Genomic DNA, 20,739 nt, shown 5'->3' with positions numbered 1-20,739 from the left:
CCTGAAAGACATTCGTATTGGCGGCCGCTTTATCGCCGTTAACCAAGAGAACAATTATGCCATTGACCGTTAACTGCCCTATCTGCAAAGCCCCTGTCGAGTGGGTGCCACAATCTGCATTTAAACCTTTTTGCAGCGAGCGCTGTAAGTTGATCGACCTCGGTGATTGGGCGTCAGAAAAACACGTCATCCCAGTCAAAGCCGAGTTTGATCCAGAAGCATTTGATGAATTTGATCTCGATGAAGGCGATTTTTTTAAAGAATAATGCGAAGCGCTAACAGCTCAGCTTACGCCATCACAGCGATTAATTTGCCCAACTCTCTACTCAATAGATAAATATTATGACTAAACGCATCCATGTCGCCGTCGGCATTATTACTAACTCGGCCGGTGAAATTCTGTTGGCAAAACGCCCAGACCATTTACATCAAGGTGGGAAATGGGAATTTCCTGGCGGCAAAGTTGAGGCGGGCGAAACGGTCACTCAAGCGCTGATCCGCGAACTCAAAGAGGAAGTCGCGCTCGATGTCACCGATAGTCAGCCATTTATGGCGCTGAGTTTCGATTATCCCGATAAACAAGTGCTACTCGATATCCATTCGGTCACTGAGTTTAACGGCACTGCCCAAGGCCTCGAAGGTCAGCTTATCGCTTGGGTCACTAAAACCGACTTAATCAATTACGACTTCCCTGACGCTAACAAGCCTATTCTAGAAAAAATTCTCGCTCAGTAATCGAGCCATGTAACTTATTATTTCAATACGCTCTATCCCCGAATCGCGGTTCGGGGATGTGCTTTTTCAATGCCTTAACTCCGCAAACCATGCAATCCTGTGATCGTTAAGCTTATAGATATTAGCAATGCGTGATCTAGCTTGCAGCAAACCAATGATCCGCTTTAATCGCATCGAGAATAATGTTTGAATCAAGCTTCATTCTTTCTCTTCGATTTTAAGGGCACATCATGCACAATAACGTTAAAGCATTCCTAGCCACTACTGCCTTATTTTTTAGTTGTCAGGTACTAGCCAATGGTGGCTGTGGATTTGAAGAACAACAACAGGGCTTAATTGCGACCTGCAGCGAGGAGAAACAAGAAGTGATTTTAACTGGCATAGTCGAAGCACAACATTTAGTCACAGATCTCAATGAGTTTGCCGAAGGGTATAAAAGCTACCAGGTCGATACTGCGGCAATCACTCCGCTTAAAAGCGTCACCGAACCAACTGAAATTATTGTGATCATTGGTACTTGGTGTCCAGATTGTCACCGTGAAACACCGCGCTTTATCCGTATTATGGAAGAAGTCGCCAATCCCAATATCAAAGTGACCTATATTGGTGTCGACCGGACGAAGAAAGATCCCGAAGGCTTAGCGGCCAAATACGACTTTACCCGTATTCCAACCTTTATTGTGCTACAGCAAGGTAAAGAAGTTGGCCGTATCGTAGAGCGCCCAACCGTTTCTTTAGAGAAAGATCTCGCCGATTTATTGAAATAAGCGACGCAGTACACACAATAAAGGCCGCATAGCGGCCTTTGGTTTTTTATCCATTCAGAGAAAGCTTAGCTCGCTTCGTCAATAATTCGCTGCGCGAGCATCACTAAAACACCTTCACGTAATGCGCCGCCAGATAAGGCTAAATGCTCTATCCCCAGCAACTCAAACAAAGCCAATAAAATAGCGACACCCGCTGCAAAAGTCGGTGCCCGCTCGCTACAAAGCCCAGCGATCCCCGTTAAGCCAATGTCTTCTTGTGCGAGAATTTCAGCCTTCAACTGAGTGAGCACATCGAGCGTTATCGTCTCAGATAAGCCACGGTGAAGCAGTACTTCAACCACAGATTGCACCGCGCCAGAGGCACCAACAACACAATGCCAACCGAGATCCCGTAGGGTTTGTCTATGCTCAGCTAATGCGGTTAGCACTTGCTGCTTAGCATCATCAAAATCTAACTGCTGCAGCGGTAAGCTACTAAAAAATTGGCGATTATAAGTCACGCTACCAAATGGCAAACTGGTTTTGAACAACACTTGATGCCCATCACCGATAATAAACTCAGTACTCGCCCCGCCGATATCTATCACTAAACGGCGCCCTTGACCACAGGTGGTTGCCACCATGCCTTGATAGATAAGCTCAGCTTCACGCATGCCTGAGATGATTTCAATTGGATGACCAAGGAGTGGCAATGCACGCTGATTAAACTCATCAGCATTGCTAATACTGCGAAGAGTTGCAGTTGCAATCACAGCAACATGGTTTGCTTCAATCTTATGTTGCACCAACATCTGGGCAAACATACTCAAACAGTCGAGGCCGCGCTGCATGACATCGGGGCTTAATTTGCCATCGTTGCCTATGCCTTCGGCGAGCCTCACCTTGCGTTTATATTTCGCAATAATATGCGGCTGACCACCACGCGTTTTGGCGATCAGCATATTAAAACTATTTGAGCCTAATGTTATAGCGACATAAGCGGGTGTTGGCATTTACGAATGTCTACGTGTCCTATCATGACGAGGAGGGCGAGCACCACTGCGTTGAGCACCAGGACGGCTTGCCCCTGAACGATCACGCAAGTTTCGAGTGCCGCTAGGGTGTTTACGGTGGATCTTCGCTGGCGTAGGAATATCGGCCAGTAAAGCTTCACTGTCGTAGTTACTTACTGGAATCGAATGATTGATGTAGCTTTCGATTGCAGGCAAGTTCAATGCGTACTCTTCACAGGCAAAGCTTATCGACATGCCTTTGTTACCCGCACGACCCGTACGACCGATTCGGTGCACATAGTCTTCACAATCATCAGGTAAATCATAGTTATACACGTGTGAAACGTCAGAAATATGTAAACCACGAGCCGCAACATCAGTAGCAACCAATATATCTAGCTGGCCACTGGTAAATTGCTCAAGGATACGAATACGCTTTTTCTGTGGCACATCACCCGTTAATAAACCCACACGATGTCCATCACCTTCAAGCCAAGACCAAAGCGTTTCACAACTGTGCTTAGTGTTGGAGAAAACGATGGCTTTTTCTGGCCAATCTTCTTCAATCAAGGTCAACAGCAAACGCATCTTCTCTTCTTGGGAAGGATAGAAGATTTCTTCTTTGATGTTTTTGGAGGTTTTTTCTTCGGGGGCGATTTCGACTTTAACGGGCTCATTCATATGATCATAAGCCAGCTCTTGTACTTTCATGGACAAGGTTGCCGAAAATAACATATTAAGACGTTGATTTGCCTCAGGCATACGTCTAAATAAGAAGCGAATATCTTTAATAAAACCAAGATCAAACATACGATCGGCTTCATCAAGTACCACAGCCTGAATTGAATTCAAGCCAATAATACCTTGGCGAACGTAGTCGATAATTCGACCCGTTGTACCAATCAAGATATCAACACCTTGATCTAATACTTTACGCTGCACATCATAACTTTCACCGCCATAAACAATACCCACCTTTAAGTGTGTGTGCTTGGCGAGTAAAATCGCATCTTTGGCAATCTGAATCGCCAGTTCGCGAGTCGGGGCCATAATGATGGCGCGGGGCTGATTAATCAGTCGACCTTCGGGTATGGGAGTCGATAATAAATGATTAAACGTGGCGACCAAAAAGGCCATTGTCTTACCAGTGCCCGTTTGTGCTTGGCCTGCGATATCTTTTGATTGGAGTAATACAGGCAGTGATAACGCCTGGATCGGCGTACAAAATTCGAAGCTGTTCTCGGCAAGGGCCTGTTTAACCTCAGGATGTAGAGGTAGGTCGGCAAACCTTTGGGTAGATAGATGTGTTTCGCTCATAGCGCAAGCTTACCTGTTGAGGTTGCAATAAGATACTCGATCGTTTGAAATAGCCACATTGTAAAAAGGTAACTTGAAAAGCTATTTTTCAGCCCCAATATACATGGTAAGCCATTAACAAACCAGCAATGGCACCCAAACTGGAGAACATCATGAGCGATAAAATTATATACCTGAGTGACGACAGCTTCGAAAACGACGTATTAAAGTCTGATTTGCCAGTATTGGTAGACTTCTGGGCCGAGTGGTGTGGTCCTTGTAAAATGATCGCTCCAATTTTAGACGATGTGTCTGAAGAATATGCAGGTCGCTTGACTATCGCTAAATTAAACGTTGACCAAAACAATGTTTCTCCAGCGAAATATGGCGTTCGTGGCATCCCAACTTTACTGCTATTCAAGAACGGCGAATTAGCCGCGACTAAAGTTGGCGCACTCTCAAAAACGCAATTGAAAGAGTTTATCGACGCTCAAATCTAATTTGACGTCGTAATGAGTGACCTCCGGCACAAGCTATAAATTAATTGTGCCGGAATTTCCCTAAATTTCTGGACGCCCCGCTTTGTTAGTGCTACTTTAATAATCAGATTCTTTCTAATAACCTCTTCTCGCTCGTCAATCACTATCCTGAATTACATCCTTACTGATTGATCGCGGTAAGCTTTGTCGCGTAACACAAGACCCCCAAAATGAACTTAACTGAATTAAAAGACACGCCGATTTCTGACCTAGTCTCGCTAGCTGAAAATATGAAGCTCGAAAATATGGCCCGCGCTCGCAAGCAGGACATTATTTTCTCAATCCTTAAAGCCCACGCAAAAAGTGGAGAAGACATTTTCGGTGGTGGGGTATTAGAAATACTCCAAGACGGTTTCGGCTTCTTACGCAGCTCAGACGGTTCTTATTTAGCTGGTCCAGATGACATCTATGTCTCACCAAGCCAAATTCGCCGCTTCAACATGCGAACGGGTGATACCATTTTTGGTAAAATTCGCCCACCGAAAGAAGGCGAGCGTTATTTTGCCCTATTGAAAGTCAACGAAGTTAACTTCGATAAACCTGAAAACTCCCGTAATAAAATCCTCTTTGAAAACTTAACCCCACTCCACGCAGAAGAACGTATGCGTATGGAGCGCGGCAACGGTTCAACTGAAGATATTACCGCACGTATTCTGGATTTATGCTCACCGATTGGTAAAGGTCAACGTGGTTTGATCGTTGCACCACCAAAAGCCGGTAAAACGCTATTACTTCAAGGCATTGCTCAAAGCATCAGCTACAACAACCCAGAAGTGGTGTTGATGGTATTACTGATCGACGAACGCCCAGAAGAAGTAACTGAGATGCAGCGCCTCGTTAAAGGCGAAGTTATCGCATCAACCTTCGATGAGCCAGCCAGCCGCCACGTTCAAGTTGCCGAAATGGTGATTGAAAAAGCAAAACGTTTGGTTGAGCACAAGAAAGACGTCGTTATCTTACTCGATTCGATTACCCGTTTAGCCCGTGCCTATAACACTGTTATCCCGTCATCGGGCAAAGTATTAACTGGTGGTGTGGATGCGAACGCCCTGCACCGTCCAAAACGCTTCTTCGGTGCAGCACGTAACATCGAACACGGCGGCAGCTTGACCATTATCGCCACTGCTTTGGTTGATACCGGTTCTAAGATGGACGAAGTGATCTACGAAGAATTTAAAGGTACAGGTAACCAAGAGCTGCATCTGTCACGTAAAGCGGCAGAAAAGCGTGTGTTCCCAGCCATTGACTTCAACCGCAGCGGTACGCGTCGTGAAGAAAAACTCACGACCCAAGAAGAACTGCAAAAAATGTGGATCCTACGTAAGATCTTAAATCCTATGGATGAAGTCAGCGCAATGGAATTCTTAATCGATAAATTGGCGATGACCAAGACTAACGAAGAGTTCTTTACCGCTATGAAACGCACTAAGTCTTAAGCCATACAAGATTGCATGAATAATAAGGCCGCTCACTGAGCGGCCTTTTGTTTATGTATAAAAAAAAGCCGCGAGTGCGGCTAATCTTGATTCAAGTGACTTAATCAAGCACAGGTAAGTAACTGAGCACTAACTGATCTCGACTTAGCTGGCTATCAATGTTCTCCCCTACTGTGCCATTGTTTAACTTGATGGCAAGCGTGGCCTCCCCGGCTTGCGCCTTAAAGGTTTCCATCTCTTTAATTCGGTTAATCAGCGCGAGTGCTAAGGTGTTTTCTGCGGTTGCCGCGTACACTCGGCCATTTAACGTCACTTCCGCTTGAGTAGCCAATGCCGGGCCAGCTAAACGAATACCAACATATTCACGCCATACCCTAGCTTTTTGCTCGCCTTGATAATCACTGTCAACGGATGCAAGCACCACTTGGCGTAATATCATCTGCAGTAAATTACTCTTACCTTTTGGCTGGCCGTTAACAGTATCAAATTGGAAGTAACGCGATACTGAACGGTCGTAATTAGGTAATGGCTCAATACTTTGTTGCGCAAAATCAGTGTAATAAGGCAAATAGCTATCGAGCTTACCACTCACGCCACAGCTTTCGGTAAAGAGGGGTGCATTACCACGAGTCAGCCCAGAACCTTCACCCATGGTCATCTTACACAGCATATCTTGGAACACTGGACCCACATTAGGTAAATCAACCAATGCTTTATAACCAAGACTCGATGTACTACGTGGGGTGGTACGTGATACTAAGGCTCTCACGGCTAACAATTTATCTGGCCACACCCCCAACACGTCGCGCTCATTCACATAGGGATGGTTAGGTGAGGACGCAGGCGTTTTAATACCGTTAAGTAAGCGACCCGAAAAGCTGACATCCGCCGTTAATAAATCCTGAAATTTAGGATTAATTTGCGATTTAATGATCAGCTCTTTCAAGGCTTCAGGAGAATCAGAGAACTGACTTATCACCTCACCTGGCTCAAACTTCGCCTTCATATCGCCGCTTTTAAAACGATATTGTTCAAGCACTTTGCCAAAATTGTACTGCTGTCTTAAGGCCACGCTGCCATCGGCTTGCTTGTATGTCACATCGAGGGTCGCATCATTTTCTCCCACCAGCTTAAGGAAGAAATCTGCCGACTGATTCATCGCTCGCTGATTCGCGCAATACCAAGCCTCGCTACCTGCCGCCGCCAATCGTTCGCATTCACCAGCGAAAAAGTTTTCAGATAGACCAAATAATTGCTCTAAAAAGCTCACATCTTCAATGAATTGACGTATTTCATCAAACTGAGCTTTACGATTAATGGCGTAACTTAGGCTATGATCTTCAAATAAAGATTGACGATTATGGCGTAAGTTCATGGTCTCGTAGCTATCAAAATACTTCTCGATATAGAACTGATTAATATCATCTAAGTTTTTACCTGCATCACCACGATTACAGTTGCTGTTAAGGGACACATGTTCATCAGTGCAGTAAGAATACTGACGTAGGCTATTGTTTTGCTCAATGTTATAGAGCACACCAAATCGAGTATCTCCATTAACAACCCCTTTGGCGAGTTCGTCACGGCGTTTGACATCTTCCGCTTTGAGCGACACAAATTCGTTGGCCTTCGTTTCTACTTCACGGGCATAACCAAAACGTAACGCGGCTAAGTCATAGGGTTCAAACGTGGTCGCAAACCGATTCACGTTGTAATCCATTTGGCTGGAAAACTCGGCATTAACGGTAATTTCTGGGTAACCCGCATCGCTAAAGGCGACTTTTAACTCCGTCAGTTGCGCTTGGTTAAAGGTATTGTCGTGGTCGCGACTCCCAGCAAAGTTATGCCTTAAGCCAAAGGTATGTCCTAACTCATGGGTTAAGGTGCCAGCAAATGCTTGCGCGGCTAGGGCTGTCGTTAAGGAGTCTTGTAAACTTATGGGCAGATCTTCAAATGCCGCTAACTTACCGCCCACTTTGCCATCAACCCACATTTCAGCTTTTTTCCAGTCAATTTCATGACCTTTGATGCCGCGAGGTAATTCACGATCACTACCACCCGTAGCAAACACGGTATCCACATGCATCATTGAGTTTTCAGACCAAAACGCTTGTGTTTTTTCATCAAAATCCGCTAAAGCATCGAAACTATTATCCTTGGGCGTTAATATCGATTTGGGTGCAGCGATAAGTTGCTGAGTGGGTTGCTCAAATGCAGCCGCCTCAACTGGCGCGGTGTCTAGGCTGACATCAGGCTTGTCCAAACGAGCAACATATGGCTCGCCCGTTAACGACGTCACTGAATTCGCGTCCAATTTGCCTCTGTTATAATCTAAACGCACTTGGCGATAGTAACGTACTGCGCCTTGTTTTAGATTCGAGCTGTATTGATTGACTCGCGCACTCACAATTTCGCCTGTAAGCGGGTTTGCCGCGGATGGGCCATAACCCGCCAAACCATTATCCAGCGGTTCATCAAATAAAGTGATGTTGCTATAGCGCAGGTCGCCATGGCGTTTATCGTGGGCTTGCTCAAGTTTTATCTGTGGAAAACCCGTTTTATACAACTTGTTTTGAATGTTAATTGCCGTAACAGACTCAATGGCAGCATCCAAAAAGGGTTTATTTTTCGCATCGTAGAAATTATTACTCAGGTAATAAGTAAGTTCTGATTTGGCCGGATTAAAGCGATTCAAGTAGGTACGCACATACCCGTCAACGCCCTCTGAGTCAGTCGCATCACGATAGGTATGGGAGGAGGTAAAGAAGCCAAATGCACCCTTTTCATTTTCGGCATAGGGAATCGCTTGATAGTCTTTACTGGCTAACTGATCCACCGCCACAATAGAAATAAACTCAGTGGTCGTAAAGGATAGGTTGTCGAGGTTGCCACCGTAAAATTGGTTAAAGCAACTTGGTGAAGCTTGATAGGTATGCTCAATTTCAAAGTTAACCACGCCCTTAGCTAAATCCATCTCATAGCCTTTTTGGCCTTGAGTATTTACTAGTCGTGGGGCTTCTGTTTCAGTAACACATTCACCAAAGGTGAAAATGTCATTAATGCTCAACTCGGCAATTTTGGCTTTGGCAAAATCGGGGACAAAGTAGCGCTTATCCTGCCATGTTAAATTAGCATCTGTATTCACTTGCTCAACGTTAACGCACTCACGCCATTTATCTTCGGTACATTTAAAGTCGATATATTCGCCAGGAATGGTTAACACTGGCGCTTGGTTATACTCATTAGGATAACGACTGTCATGGCCTAGTCCGATATTATCTCGGTCAATTTGACGTACTTGGATACCATTCTCAGTTTTATGCAAGGTCACCAACTTAGGATCACCTTGGGTAAAACCTCGCACCTCGGCAGCATAACGCGGAGCCTTACCCACGCTGCGAATGTAGAGATATTGCCGCTCAGTTGCTTTATCGATGTCGGCAGTGGTGACTTGCTTTTCATCTTTCGGGAGTTCTTTATAAGGCTCATCGCCGGCACCACACCCCACAAGGGTCAGTGCGCTGGTGATCGCCAGACATAGCATGGACTTCTTCATAGATTCCTCTTAACTACTGTTTTTATAGATATTTAGTAATTGACAAATAAAAGGTTGAACTCTTTTTGTCATAAATCTCAAATCCCTGAGATGTCCCCACTTCTGGGTTATAGAAACGACCACTATTGTTGTGACCTACAGCCAACACCCAATCAGGCTTAAACGACCAACCGAGTTCTTGGGCAAAGGTAAATTGATCATCGAGTCGACGACCGTAATAGTTTTTGGAAATCCGATAACGACCACTCATATCCAAATACCAATTGGCCGTTATTTGCCAATAAGCATCGAGTAATCCATCGAGTTGCTGTTCAACTAACACGCGCTCACCAGCGGTTTTGTATTGGTAAGCGTTGTAGCGATAGCGCGGTGAAAAATAAAAACTTAGGTTATCTAGCGGGCTCCAAAATAAGTACGCGGCAATGCGCGGCGCATATTGCAACCTATCTAGTTTTGATTCACGTTCTGCGGGTAAATACACACCTAAACTGCCTTTCAATGAGACGGTATCGGTTAAGGCATACAGTGGCGTGCGGTACTCCAGCAAAGGATCATAAAAACTGGACTCTTTGCCATGTAGTGTTTGCTTTTCACCCCCAAGGGTAAACAGCACATTGCCCCAATTTGCCTTGTAATCGATACGGCTATCGATGTTGTAGGCTTGATAGGCGTAATAACTTTCCGAGTCATAAATGTTTCGCGTAAAACCCACATTAACGTAGCCAGACCATTTTGCTGCTTGTGCATCCGTTGCTAGCTCAAATTCATTGACGGCCAATGCTTGACCGACAAAGGAGATACTGGCCAGCATCACCTGCACGCAGAAAAACACAGACCATTTATTTCGTCGACGAGAAATCGACGAATAATATTGATTATTCGTTGGTTGCATAATAAAACCTTGATTTATATTTTTAATGAAAAATCTTGATAGTGAGCATGCGCTCTATTTAACGCTAGGATGTACTTGCTTGAATTGATTTCATCCAATTAAGTAAAACTGAATAATAGTTTTCTATATTAATAATATAACTACGTATAAATATGGTTAAGACGAAATAAATAAAACCCAAAAAAACGAAAAAAGACGCTCCCCAAAATATGCTTTCAAAATCCGTTTGGGCAAACCCAGTCCAAAGGGGAGCGCTATATTCACCAACTATTACTATTGACTGATGGCTAACAGGTTCACAGTAAAACACCCCAACTGAAGCCATTGATAAATAATTATTTTCAATAACACAAGAATCAGACAACGCGACAATATTCACAGGTAATCTCACCCATAATATTCCAAATATCAGCCACTCACCCACAGCGAAAAGAAAACGCTTTGGTATTTTTAGATATTTTTTTATGGCTAATTTAGTTAACATTGCTCGTCAATACGTCATGCTATAAATAATCTCCACTGCGACATCACAGCCAAAGATACAAAAAGATACATCTGTTGCATCATACGCACGAACAAAAAATATTTACAACTCACACAAGAGCTAACTCATATTAAATTAAAATAAATATGAGTTAGATCAGAAAAACCCAGCAAAATTAAACATAAAAAACACAATGAGAAACAACTAAGCCCATCCAACAAAACAATTTAGAAAACTTTATTTATAAATAAATAACAACATGCAGTGCGCTTATTTACATGTACCACCATAATGCAATTGCTTAAGGGTGTTTTGGGAGAATATGACGAGCCGCCAACTGCATTTGCAACTCTTTACAACGTTGACGTAACATTTCGCGAAGCAGTAACACCACGGGAGTGACATGTTCGCGCCCTGGGCACACTAAGTATAAATCGACGGGTTCCCCCTTATACTCAGGCAATAAACGTACTAATCGCCCTGAGATTAAGTCATCGGCCAGATCTAGACTCGACTTAAATACCAACCCTTTGCCAGCCACAGCCCAACGGCGGGCAATCTCGGCATCATTAGCACTACGATTGCCCGTGACACGCACTTTGAATTCTTGACCATCACGCCTAAATAGCCATTGATCGTGGGTGCGATCATCCAACTTATAAAACAAGCAATTATGCTCAACTAATTGTTCTAATGAATTAAGCACACCAAACGTGGCGAGATATTCAGGTGAGGCGCACAAGACACGATCAACACTACAGATAGGGAAAGCCACTTGGTTAGAATCCTGCGGTTTTCCATAGCGCACGGCGACATCAATTTTATCGTGGTAAAAACTGCTGATATTGTCGCCAAGGTGCAAGCGCACTTGCAGTTGAGGAAAATCGAGCAAAAACTCGTCGAGCCAAGGCACAAACAAATTACGGCCAAAGTCTGAAGAAACCGACAGGCTTAAAGTGCCAGATATTTTACCTTTATCACTGGCGATAGCCTGTTCGCCAAGCGCTAAATCGCTTAGCGCTCGTCGGCAATGAATAAGATAACGTTCACCTTGCACAGTCAAACGTAAGCTGCGTGTCGTGCGGATAAATAAACTAGTATCGAGCTGTTTCTCAAGCCGTTTTATTGCTGCACTGGCAGAAGCAGCCGAGATATCCATCTCGGCTGCTGCGGCAGATATATTGCCGCAATCAGCGACTCGCACGAACAAAGCTAAATCATTAATTAGCATGATTATCAAAAATCCTTTGAAAAAATTACAAACTTTATCCTGTTTATCTCTTGGCTAATATTCCACATAATGGCTACACGATACAAGTACACTCAAACAAGTAGACTCCAGCAAGTACACACAGAGGAATAAACATGAAAGCCATTGGTTACCAGACAGCAGGTGCAATCACAGCGCCCAATGCATTAGAAAACATCACGCTAGCCGAGCCAACTGCGACAGGTTTTGACCTTTTAGTGGAAATCAAAGCCATTTCTGTCAATCCGGTTGATACAAAAATCCGTGCATCTAGCTCTGCACCTGCAGGCGAATACAAAATTATCGGCTGGGATGCGGTCGGTGTCGTCAAAGCAGTTGGTGAGAAAGCCAGTCTTTTCAACATTGGCGATGAAGTGTGGTATGCGGGCGATATCAGTCGCAGTGGAAGTTATGCAGAATATCAATTGGTTGATGAGCGAATTGTCGGCCATAAACCTAAAATTTTAACCTATACCCAAGCCGCGGCATTACCTTTAACGGGGATTACGGCATGGGAGATTTTATTCGACCGTTTAGCTTTACCCCAAGATGGTTCGGCAACTGACGCCCGTATTTTAATTATCGGTGCGGCCGGCGGAGTGGGTTCAATCATCACTCAGCTTGCAGTAAAACTCACTGGTGCAGAAGTCATAGGCACTGCATCTCGTCCTGAATCCGCCGCTTGGGTGCACAAACTTGGTGCCGATGCTGTCATCGACCACACCAAGCCACTTTCGCAGGAACTTGCGAATATTGGCATTACTGATGTGACCCATGTGATTAGCTTAACCCAAACCGATCAACATTTTGATGAAATAGTACAAGTGCTTAAGCCACAAGGAAAACTAGCATTAATCGATGATCCTAAGGGGCCATTAGATGTGATGAAACTTAAGCGTAAAAGCTTATCCTTACACTGGGAACTGATGTTTACCCGCAGCCTTTATCAGACCGAGGATATGATTGCGCAACACCACTTACTCAACCGCTTAAGCGCCCTTATCGATACAGGCGAGTTACAGAGTACGTTCGGTGAGCACTACGGCACCATTAATGCCCAAAACTTAATCAAAGCTCACGCTCAGATAGAATCTGGCAAAGCGATCGGTAAAATTGTTTTAGAAGGTTTTAACCAATGAAAATAACAGTATTTGCCCAAATCATAGCGAATCAAGGCCAAAGCGATACGCTATTTAAGATACTCAAGCAACTCGTGACAGACACTCATACTGAGGCTGGCTGCATCGAATATAAACTGCATCACTCATTAGATGATGAAAATATCTTCTGGATGTACGAAATTTGGCAATCCCAAGCCGCACTGGATGAACATATGGCGAGTACGCACTTTCAAGCATTCGTCGCTCAAACCGCAGACTTAATCAGTCGAGCTGACATTCACAAAAGCTACGCCTGCTAATCAACACAAAAGCGCCAAACACATTGGCGCTTTTCATCATTTATCATTTATCAAATCAAAGTCATGGCCATCTTGCGGCGTAAATACGCGATTTGCTGCATGTGTGGCAAATCCTTAGGGCAGTTATCTTGGCAGCCGAGTAAAGTCATGCAGCCAAACACGCCATCCTGATTGCCAATCACATGGTAAAAATCCTCGGCAGTACGAGCGTCACGGCTGTCCATCTCAAAACGAGCTATTTTCATCATGCCCACAGCGCCGACAAAAGTTTCACGCATTTGTTTAGTCGCACAGGCAGAAACACACACGCCACATTCAACGCAGCGCTCTAGCTCATATAAACGCGCAGCTTCATCTGGGTCCATAGGATCTTCAAGCCGATGCACGCTTATATCATTGGCCTTAGGGTGTAACCACAGCTTTAAGCGTTCGGCCAGTTCCCGCATAAACTTACCAGTATTAACCGAGAGATCACCAATCAACTCAAAACCTGGCAGCGGCATTAAGGTGATTTCGCCCTTAGGATATTTGGCCGTTAAGGTGCGGCAAGCTAGCGTCGGGAAACCGTTGATCACCATAGCGCAGCTACCACAGATACCAGCACGACAAACAAAGTCGAACTGCAATGAAGTGTCTTGTTCTTCCCTGAGTTTATTAAGGGCGATAAATACCGTCATCCCCGGCGTTTCGGTAAGCTGATAACGCACCATTTTCGGCTTATCGTTTGGCTCCTGCGGATCATAACGAAAGATATTAAAGGTTAACTGGCGACCTTGGCTCATTATGATTTTTCTCCTAACGCATTGGCAGATGGGCTTTTTAAAGTATCACTTAAACGTTCGTTATTAGGTTGCAAGCTCTCGGGTAATTCAAAGGGCATAAGAGCCCGCTGCCTTTGATAGCGGTCAGCATCATCACCTAGCTCAGCTAAAATCTCGGAGATTTGCTGTTCACGCTTTTCGGTATCGGGATGCACTATGGCGTTGTTGATGCCATAACCACGATAACCCGGCGGGAGTTCCATCTTCATCACATCGAGTGCTTCGTAGTTAAGCACAGGTTCGAGTGCATCGGGATCCGGCCAGCTGGCCAAGGTGCGATTCAGCCAGTCTCGATCATTTCGCTGCGGATAATCCTCGCGAGCATGGGCACCACGACTCTCTGTTCGCGCTGCGGCGCCGCAGGCTACGGTTAGCGCCACTTTTAGCATACGCTTGACCCGCAGGGCTTCAACTAACTCAGGATTGGCGTGACGCTTTTTACACTTAAGCCCGAGTTTACGCGAACGCTCGAGCAACACTTTTAGCTCGGCAACCGCTTTTTCAAGCTCGGGGCCATTACGGAAAATCCCCACATAATCCATCATGATGCGCTGCATTTCGCGCTTGAGTTCAAAGGCGCTCTCGTGACCATCACCCTCGACCAGCACATCGATTTCACTCTGCACCTGCTGCATAAACCGTTCAGCAAGCTGAGTGTCGATCTCAAGGCTATTTTTCTCACAAAAATCGGCGACATATTTACCAATAATCATGCCGCCAACCACGGTTTCGGCCAACGAATTACCGCCTAAACGGTTAAAGCCGTGCATGTCCCAACAAGCCGCCTCACCTACGCTAAATAAGCCTTTAAGCTGCGGACTTTCACCTGTGGCATTAGTCCGAATACCGCCCATAGAATAATGTTGAGTTGGGCGTACAGGGATCCAATCTTTAGCGGGATCGATGCCAAGGAAATTCTCACAAATTTCCTGCACTTCCCTAAGATTCGTTTCAATATGCTTGCGACCTAAAAGGGTTATATCTAGCCACAAATGCGGGCCATAAGGGCTATCGACGCCCTTACCTTTACGTATATGTTCGGTCATGCGACGCGATACGACATCCCGCGATGCCAACTCCTTTTTATCGGGCTCATAGTCAGGCATAAAGCGATAACCGTCTTTATCGCGCAATAAGCCGCCATCACCACGGCACCCTTCTGTGGTTAAAATGCCCACGGGAACAATGGCAGTGGGATGGAATTGTACCGCCTCCATATTGCCAAGCCTTGCCACGCCCGTTTCCAATGCCAACGCTTGGCCAATACCTTCGCAGATAATCGCATTGGTCGACACTTCATAAATTCGGCCATAACCACCAGTAGCTATCGTAGTGGACTTAGCCACATAGGCTCTAAGTTCACCCGTAATCAAACAACGAGCAATCACGCCATGGCAACGCTTACCATCGTGAATAAGTGCCAAGGCTTCGATACGTTCATGGACGGGAATATCCATTGAAATCGCTTTGTTATCCATAGCGTATAACAGCGAGTGACCCGTACCGTCGGCGGTATAACAAGTGCGCCATTTTTTAGTCCCGCCAAAATCACGGGCGTTGATAAGACCATGGGCTTCTTGGGCCTCATGTAGCGTGACTTTTTGCGCATTGACTATCACTTCTCTCGGGCCAGCAGTCACCCGAGACCAAGGTACGCCCCAATTGGCCAGCTCACGTACTGCCTTAGGTGCACAATGGGCAAACATTCGTGCGACATCTTGATCGCAGCCCCAGTCGGAACCTTTTACCGTATCTTGAAAATGCACATCCTCATCATCGCCCATTCCCTTAACTGCATTGCCTAAACTCGCCTGCATCCCTCCTTGAGCGGCAGCAGAGTGGGAACGTTTTGCAGGAATGAGTGACAGAACTAAAGTGTCAAGCCCACGCTCTTTCGAAGCGATAGCGACCCTTAAGCCCGCGAGCCCAGCTCCTACCACCAATGAATCGGTATAAATCAGTTTCACGCCTGCTCCTTAATGGGGTCTATTGTTTTGTGCTGTTTTTTTATGTTCGACATTCTATTCACTGATTAACTTAATCATTGATTAAAAGTGGAATTAACTCGCGTAGGGTAAAAATGCCAGAAGTGAGGCGACGCCAACAGTGACAAATAGCACACTCACTATGGTCTTGATCTTACGTAATCGACTGCGGTTGTTGAGATCCCGCGCCGCGCCCCATTTCAAAGCCACACGGTAAATGCCAATTGCTGCATGTAACTCCACAGTGAACAGTAAAGGCAGATACACCATCCAGACACCTTGATTCCAAATACGATCGGCGCTTCCCTGAGGGCCAATGGTTTCGGGAGCCGAGCCAATAAGCCACAAATGCACAGGCAACAGCAGTAGAATCACCACACCGGTAATGGCTTGCCAACGCCACAAGCGAGTATCGCTGTGGTTGATCACTTGCATTTGTTGGCGTAGAGCCCTTTGCTGACGCAGACTCATGGGTAATTTTTGCAATGCCACTAACACGTGCACTAACGCCAAAATGGCAATACCAATGGCAATACAAGTCACTACCCAAGGATAACCGTGTCCATCAGCGGACAGAAAACTCAGCTCCATGGTGCGTGCCACCCAACTCATGGCATCCGCACCCAATAAAATCGATGACACTAACACTAAGTGGGTCCACAAAAAGACTGCGAGTATTACCCCTGACAAACTCTGGCTTAAATCCAGCCAAGCACTCCATTTTTTAATATTTAATTTGATCGCCATCCTATCGCCTCACGCCGTTGACCTTATCGAGCCAATCTCATTAAGTCTTATCGCAAACTAATATCGCTCACACATCCACACGAAAACGTGAGCCAGATCAATTGAGTGCTGAATAATTAACCTAATGCTTAATAATAGCAGTGAAACAAAATCCTGCTGCTGGCTTAAAGCCTACTCAGGTACGAAGGGCTGCACAGGAATACCGAGCTCGCTACCGATAAATAGATATGAAACAAGGCTCGCAGTACCAAGGCATAGCAAGTAAATAATCAGCACCTTAGCGATTTTTCGCAGGCCTGAGCGCTGAGTGGTTAAGCCCCACTTTACCGCTACGCGATAGAGACCAATCATGGCGTGTACCACTACAGCGGGAAGTAACAACGCATACAGCAACCAAGCGTTATCGTGATAAACCCGCTCAGCCGATAAATGCGGGCCAATTTCGGGATTCAAAATCATAGTGAAGAGGTGAACAGGAACGAGGAAAAATAAGATAAAGCCGGTGATCAGTTGCCAAAACCACGCATGGGTATCCTTATGCTTGATATTCCCCATGTGCGAACGCAGGGCTCGCCATTGCCCTAGCTGCGCCGGAAAACGCCGTAGCGCCACCGCGGCATGTACTATCACCACCAATAGCATAAACACTGAAAACACTTTAGTGACTATAGGAAAACCATGTCCTGTGCTGCTAAACATTCCACCTTCAAGCAACTGAACGACCCGATAAAAAGCCTCTTTACCCAGCAAAATACTCGATTCAAAATGCATGTGTAATAGTAAAAAGCTGCCAAGCATAATCCCTGTCGCACTCTGCAGCCTATCAGCCTTAGCCGACCAAGGATGACCTAGCGGTGTACTCACCCTATTGTGAACTCGAGTTATGCTTGTCATCTTGAATTAACCTATGTCGTTTATCGTTGGCACCTCTTGGCAAACTACACCATAGCAGCAACTCAAATCAGGCTTCAGTGTCACAGATTTAAAGCGTGAGCCAACTCACCTGACGGAGTTCAACTCTTAGAAGATGATCACAAAAAACGTATCAAAACCAAACAAAGGTAAAACCAGTTAACCAATACTTTTCATAGTGTTATACCAAATAATAAAACTGACAATTCGTTTTTTAACACCAATCCATACCCGACAGCTAACGCCTTGTCTGTATAGACAAAAGCGCAATACCAGAATAGCCAGTCGTCGAACCTAAACCCTAGTGATAACCAAACGACCTTACCTAAAGCGCTTTAAATTCCCGCTACATCCTGCATTTTGGGATAGTTTGGGTATACAATACCGCGATATTTTGAACCCTTAGTTTATGAACACTCAGTCACAGGATGCCCCCATGCCTTGGATCCAACTCCGTATAAACACCAATAGCGATGACGCTGAAACCATCAGCGACTTGCTCATGGAAGAAGGTTCAGTCTCTATCACCTTCGAAGACGGTAAAGATACCCCTATTTTTGAACCTAAATTAGGCGAAACCCCACTGTGGCGCGATACCGTGGTAGTGGCCTTATTCGATGCAGAAACCGATCTGACACCGACCATCGCCATGCTGAAAACCTTGCCTTTCCTCGGTGAGAACTTCAGCCATAAAGTCGAACAAATTGAAGATAAAGACTGGGTACGCGAATGGATGGATAACTTCCACCCCATCCAATTTGGCACACGCTTATGGATCTGCCCAAGCTGGCGCGAAATCCCTGATCCAACCGCAGTCAATGTGATCTTAGATCCGGGTCTTGCCTTCGGTACTGGCACTCATCCCACGACAGCACTGTGTTTAGAGTGGCTAGACAGCTTAGATTTAAGCGATGAAGAAGTGATCGATTTTGGCTGTGGTTCAGGTATCTTAGCCGTAGCCGCACTGAAACTGGGCGCGAAAAAAGTCACAGGTATCGATATCGACTATCAAGCCATCGACGCCTCGCGTGCCAACGCCGAGCGCAATGATGTCGCTGACAAGCTAGCCTTGTACTTGCCAGAAGACCAACCCGCCGATCTCAAAGCCGACGTACTGGTCGCTAACATTCTTGCAGGCCCTCTGCGAGAATTAGCGCCTTTGATCGCAGAACGCGTAAAAACCGGTGGCAAACTTGCCCTTTCCGGTCTCCTCAAAGAACAAGCCCAAGAAATCTCTGACTTTTATAGCCAATGGTTCGATATGGACGCAGCGGCTCACAAAGAAGATTGGAGCCGCTTGACAGGTAAGCGTAAATAGCGCTAAAGGGTGGCGCAACATGCGCCACCGCTGGCTTCCAACAATTTAGTCTCTGACTTCTCGTCAATTAAAAGTCAAGAAAAAAAATTACCTCTAGGTCATTTATTGACCTTTTCACGGCCAACAAAAAGGGCTACTATAGCGCCCCTTTGAAGAGCTAAGGTGAAACATAAAATGCAGATTGGACCCTATCAACTGAACAATCAGCTGATCGTGGCACCAATGGCAGGTGTCACCGATCAAGCCTTCCGCAATCTTTGTCTTCGTTATGGTGCAGCCTTAGCGGTTTCCGAGATGCTTTCATCCAATCCCGAGGTTTGGGATACAGATAAAAGCCGCCAGCGCATGACGCATTCTGGCGAGGAAGGCATCCGCTCAGTGCAAATTGCAGGGGCTGATCCTGATTTAATGGCGCAAGCTGCCTTGTTCAATGTCGAACAAGGTGCTCACATCATTGATATCAATATGGGTTGCCCGGCGAAAAAAGTGAATAAAAAGCTGGCAGGCTCGGCGCTAATGCAAAATCCACCGCTGGTAAAAGAGATTTTACAAGCCGTGGTCGCCGCAGTGAATGTGCCTGTCACGTTAAAGATTCGCACCGGCTGGGAGCCAGAGCACAAGAATGGTGTTCAAATCGCCCAGATTGCAGAGGATTGTGGCATCGCCTCGCTCGCCGTTCACGGCCGCACGAGACAATGTATGTACAGAGGCAACGCCGAGTACGACACGATCAAAGCAATCAAACAGAATGTCTCGATTCCTGTCGTCGCCAATGGGGACATCGACAGTCCGGAGAAAGCCCGCTTTGTGCTGGAATACACCGGTGCCGATGCCTTGATGATAGGACGGGGTGCTCAAGGACGGCCTTGGATTTTCAGAGAAATCCAGCACTACTTGGAAACGGGTAATAAGCTAGCGCCCATTGAGGTTGCCGAACAGCGTCAAGTGATGCTGGAACACCTCACCAAACTGTATGACTTATATGGTGAATACAAGGGTATCCGCTTCGCCAGAAAACATATGGGATGGTACCTAGACCAAGAAGCTCAGCGCCAATTTAGGGCTGACTTTAATCGGCTGGAAACCGCTGCAGAACAGTATTCCCTCGTGGAATGTTATTTTGATGAATTAGTACAGAATTAATAAAGAGCAGAATAGAATGTTTGATCAGACAACTAACACAGAAGTTCACCAGCTTACCGTTGGCAAAATCGAAACCGCAAACGGCACTATCAAGCCCCAGTTATTACGTGACGCCGTCAAGCGTGCCGTAACTAACTTCTTCGCACAGTTGGACGGTCAGGAAGCACAAGAAGTTTATGAAATGGTGCTAAGCGAAGTTGAAGCGCCTCTGCTTGACATCATCATGCAACACACTCGTGGCAACCAAACCCGCGCAGCAAACATGCTAGGTATCAACCGTGGTACTCTGCGTAAAAAATTGAAAAAATACGGCATGAATTAATCCGCAAGGATTAAGCTGTTGTATTGAAAAAGAAAAGGCCTGAAGAGATTCAGGCTTTTTTGCTTTCTGATACACGCCTTTCTAATACATAGTTACACACAGTCAAAATCATGCTTGGTTTATCA

At 45.6% G+C, this 20,739-nt stretch carries 20 protein-coding genes; 10 read left to right on the top strand and 10 right to left on the bottom strand.

The genetic code is table 11. The features are described from left to right. Positions 1-56: 56 nt before the first annotated feature. From yacG to L5M29_RS19845, 3 genes are all read left to right on the top strand, one after another. A complete protein-coding gene (gene yacG, locus L5M29_RS19855; protein ID WP_006083355.1) occupies positions 57-266 on the top strand; it encodes a DNA gyrase inhibitor YacG in 210 nt (69 codons plus the stop codon). A gap of 76 nt (positions 267-342) precedes the next feature. Then, complete coding sequence (mutT, locus tag L5M29_RS19850) at positions 343-735, top strand: 8-oxo-dGTP diphosphatase MutT (RefSeq protein WP_011848011.1); 393 nt, start codon at positions 343-345, stop codon at positions 733-735. 230 nt (positions 736-965) lie between these two features. Then, positions 966-1,502, top strand: a complete 537-nt coding sequence (locus L5M29_RS19845; RefSeq protein ID WP_006084374.1) for a thioredoxin family protein — start codon at positions 966-968, stop codon at positions 1,500-1,502. Positions 1,503-1,567: 65 nt separating this feature from the next. On the opposite strand, the gene L5M29_RS19840 is transcribed toward L5M29_RS19845, so the two are convergent. Together L5M29_RS19840 and rhlB are read right to left on the bottom strand one after the other, a co-directional pair. Next, positions 1,568-2,494, bottom strand: coding sequence for an exopolyphosphatase (locus L5M29_RS19840; RefSeq protein WP_263169625.1), 927 nt, complete (start codon positions 2,492-2,494; stop codon positions 1,568-1,570). Further along, positions 2,495-3,811, bottom strand: a complete 1,317-nt coding sequence (gene rhlB, locus L5M29_RS19835) for an ATP-dependent RNA helicase RhlB (RefSeq protein WP_263169623.1) — start codon at positions 3,809-3,811, stop codon at positions 2,495-2,497. 152 nt (positions 3,812-3,963) lie between these two features. Between rhlB and trxA the strand changes: the two genes are divergently transcribed. Both trxA and rho read left to right on the top strand, forming a co-directional pair. Further along, a complete protein-coding gene (gene trxA, locus L5M29_RS19830; protein ID WP_105250415.1) occupies positions 3,964-4,290 on the top strand; it encodes a thioredoxin TrxA in 327 nt (108 codons plus the stop codon). Between the two features lie 209 nt (positions 4,291-4,499). After that, positions 4,500-5,765, top strand: coding sequence for a transcription termination factor Rho (rho, locus tag L5M29_RS19825; protein ID WP_011787892.1), 1,266 nt, complete (start codon positions 4,500-4,502; stop codon positions 5,763-5,765). Between the two features lie 100 nt (positions 5,766-5,865). On the opposite strand, the gene L5M29_RS19820 is transcribed toward rho, so the two are convergent. The 4 genes from L5M29_RS19820 to L5M29_RS19805 all read right to left on the bottom strand — a co-directional run bounded on the left by L5M29_RS19820 (position 5,866) and on the right by L5M29_RS19805 (position 11,928). Further along, positions 5,866-9,321 (bottom strand): zinc-dependent metalloprotease, encoded by a 3,456-nt coding sequence (locus L5M29_RS19820; RefSeq protein ID WP_263169622.1) that lies wholly within the window; start codon positions 9,319-9,321, stop codon positions 5,866-5,868. Positions 9,322-9,343: 22 nt separating this feature from the next. After that, the gene (locus tag L5M29_RS19815; RefSeq protein ID WP_263169620.1) at positions 9,344-10,213 is read right to left on the bottom strand and encodes a hypothetical protein; all 870 of its coding nucleotides are present in this window, start codon (positions 10,211-10,213) and stop codon (positions 9,344-9,346) included. A 64-nt stretch (positions 10,214-10,277) separates the two neighbouring features. Then, positions 10,278-10,697, bottom strand: a complete 420-nt coding sequence (locus tag L5M29_RS19810) for a hypothetical protein (protein ID WP_263169619.1) — start codon at positions 10,695-10,697, stop codon at positions 10,278-10,280. Positions 10,698-10,998: 301 nt separating this feature from the next. Then, positions 10,999-11,928 carry a LysR family transcriptional regulator gene (locus tag L5M29_RS19805; protein WP_263169617.1) on the bottom strand — a complete coding sequence of 310 codons (930 nt, stop codon included), beginning with the start codon at positions 11,926-11,928 and terminating at the stop codon, positions 10,999-11,001. A gap of 134 nt (positions 11,929-12,062) precedes the next feature. Between L5M29_RS19805 and L5M29_RS19800 the strand changes: the two genes are divergently transcribed. Further along, positions 12,063-13,085 carry a zinc-binding alcohol dehydrogenase family protein gene (locus L5M29_RS19800; RefSeq protein WP_263164591.1) on the top strand — a complete coding sequence of 341 codons (1,023 nt, stop codon included), beginning with the start codon at positions 12,063-12,065 and terminating at the stop codon, positions 13,083-13,085. Beyond that, positions 13,082-13,366: a putative quinol monooxygenase gene (locus tag L5M29_RS19795; protein WP_173496205.1), complete on the top strand. Its 285-nt coding sequence runs from the start codon at positions 13,082-13,084 to the stop codon at positions 13,364-13,366. Before L5M29_RS19800 ends, L5M29_RS19795 begins: the two co-directional genes overlap by 4 nt. 50 nt (positions 13,367-13,416) lie before the next feature. Here L5M29_RS19795 and L5M29_RS19790 read toward each other — a convergent pair whose 3' ends face one another. From L5M29_RS19790 to L5M29_RS19775, 4 genes are all read right to left on the bottom strand, one after another. Next, positions 13,417-14,148 (bottom strand): fumarate reductase iron-sulfur subunit, encoded by a 732-nt coding sequence (locus L5M29_RS19790; RefSeq protein ID WP_113940800.1) that lies wholly within the window; start codon positions 14,146-14,148, stop codon positions 13,417-13,419. Continuing rightward, on the bottom strand, positions 14,148-16,154 hold the full coding sequence (locus tag L5M29_RS19785) for a fumarate reductase flavoprotein subunit (protein WP_263169615.1): 2,007 nt from the start codon (positions 16,152-16,154) through the stop codon (positions 14,148-14,150). Before L5M29_RS19785 ends, L5M29_RS19790 begins: the two co-directional genes overlap by 1 nt. A gap of 93 nt (positions 16,155-16,247) precedes the next feature. Then, the gene (locus L5M29_RS19780; RefSeq protein WP_263169613.1) at positions 16,248-16,919 is read right to left on the bottom strand and encodes a fumarate reductase cytochrome b subunit; all 672 of its coding nucleotides are present in this window, start codon (positions 16,917-16,919) and stop codon (positions 16,248-16,250) included. Between the two features lie 171 nt (positions 16,920-17,090). Then, a complete protein-coding gene (locus L5M29_RS19775; protein ID WP_219255448.1) occupies positions 17,091-17,813 on the bottom strand; it encodes a fumarate reductase cytochrome b subunit in 723 nt (240 codons plus the stop codon). Positions 17,814-18,267: 454 nt separating this feature from the next. Here L5M29_RS19775 and prmA point away from each other — a divergent pair, with 454 nt between their 5' ends. The 3 genes from prmA to fis all read left to right on the top strand — a co-directional run bounded on the left by prmA (position 18,268) and on the right by fis (position 20,614). Continuing rightward, the gene (gene prmA, locus L5M29_RS19770; RefSeq protein ID WP_105250427.1) at positions 18,268-19,149 is read left to right on the top strand and encodes a 50S ribosomal protein L11 methyltransferase; all 882 of its coding nucleotides are present in this window, start codon (positions 18,268-18,270) and stop codon (positions 19,147-19,149) included. A gap of 174 nt (positions 19,150-19,323) precedes the next feature. Beyond that, positions 19,324-20,292 carry a tRNA dihydrouridine synthase DusB gene (dusB, locus tag L5M29_RS19765; protein ID WP_105250428.1) on the top strand — a complete coding sequence of 323 codons (969 nt, stop codon included), beginning with the start codon at positions 19,324-19,326 and terminating at the stop codon, positions 20,290-20,292. A 16-nt stretch (positions 20,293-20,308) separates the two neighbouring features. Next, positions 20,309-20,614 (top strand): DNA-binding transcriptional regulator Fis, encoded by a 306-nt coding sequence (gene fis, locus L5M29_RS19760; protein WP_006083371.1) that lies wholly within the window; start codon positions 20,309-20,311, stop codon positions 20,612-20,614. Positions 20,615-20,739: the final 125 nt, after the last annotated feature.

The organism is Shewanella sp. SM95, from assembly GCF_025653595.1.
Taxonomy (GTDB): domain Bacteria; phylum Pseudomonadota; class Gammaproteobacteria; order Enterobacterales; family Shewanellaceae; genus Shewanella; species Shewanella oncorhynchi.
This window is presented reverse-complemented; position numbering and strand designations above follow the sequence as displayed.

Excerpts from the sequence above, each read along its gene's own strand:
- yacG (WP_006083355.1), top strand. The coding sequence starts at position 57 with ATGCCATTGACCGTTAACTGCCCTATCTGCAAAGCCCCTGTCGAGTGG.
- mutT (WP_011848011.1), top strand. The coding sequence starts at position 343 with ATGACTAAACGCATCCATGTCGCCGTCGGCATTATTACTAACTCGGCC.
- L5M29_RS19845 (WP_006084374.1), top strand. The coding sequence starts at position 966 with ATGCACAATAACGTTAAAGCATTCCTAGCCACTACTGCCTTATTTTTT.
- L5M29_RS19840 (WP_263169625.1), bottom strand. The coding sequence starts at position 2,494 with ATGCCAACACCCGCTTATGTCGCTATAACATTAGGCTCAAATAGTTTT.
- rhlB (WP_263169623.1), bottom strand. The coding sequence starts at position 3,811 with ATGAGCGAAACACATCTATCTACCCAAAGGTTTGCCGACCTACCTCTA.
- trxA (WP_105250415.1), top strand. The coding sequence starts at position 3,964 with ATGAGCGATAAAATTATATACCTGAGTGACGACAGCTTCGAAAACGAC.
- rho (WP_011787892.1), top strand. The coding sequence starts at position 4,500 with ATGAACTTAACTGAATTAAAAGACACGCCGATTTCTGACCTAGTCTCG.
- L5M29_RS19820 (WP_263169622.1), bottom strand. The coding sequence starts at position 9,321 with ATGAAGAAGTCCATGCTATGTCTGGCGATCACCAGCGCACTGACCCTT.
- L5M29_RS19815 (WP_263169620.1), bottom strand. The coding sequence starts at position 10,213 with ATGCAACCAACGAATAATCAATATTATTCGTCGATTTCTCGTCGACGA.
- L5M29_RS19810 (WP_263169619.1), bottom strand. The coding sequence starts at position 10,697 with ATGTTAACTAAATTAGCCATAAAAAAATATCTAAAAATACCAAAGCGT.
- L5M29_RS19805 (WP_263169617.1), bottom strand. The coding sequence starts at position 11,928 with ATGCTAATTAATGATTTAGCTTTGTTCGTGCGAGTCGCTGATTGCGGC.
- L5M29_RS19800 (WP_263164591.1), top strand. The coding sequence starts at position 12,063 with ATGAAAGCCATTGGTTACCAGACAGCAGGTGCAATCACAGCGCCCAAT.
- L5M29_RS19795 (WP_173496205.1), top strand. The coding sequence starts at position 13,082 with ATGAAAATAACAGTATTTGCCCAAATCATAGCGAATCAAGGCCAAAGC.
- L5M29_RS19790 (WP_113940800.1), bottom strand. The coding sequence starts at position 14,148 with ATGAGCCAAGGTCGCCAGTTAACCTTTAATATCTTTCGTTATGATCCG.
- L5M29_RS19780 (WP_263169613.1), bottom strand. The coding sequence starts at position 16,919 with ATGGCGATCAAATTAAATATTAAAAAATGGAGTGCTTGGCTGGATTTA.
- L5M29_RS19775 (WP_219255448.1), bottom strand. The coding sequence starts at position 17,813 with ATGACAAGCATAACTCGAGTTCACAATAGGGTGAGTACACCGCTAGGT.
- prmA (WP_105250427.1), top strand. The coding sequence starts at position 18,268 with ATGCCTTGGATCCAACTCCGTATAAACACCAATAGCGATGACGCTGAA.
- dusB (WP_105250428.1), top strand. The coding sequence starts at position 19,324 with ATGCAGATTGGACCCTATCAACTGAACAATCAGCTGATCGTGGCACCA.
- fis (WP_006083371.1), top strand. The coding sequence starts at position 20,309 with ATGTTTGATCAGACAACTAACACAGAAGTTCACCAGCTTACCGTTGGC.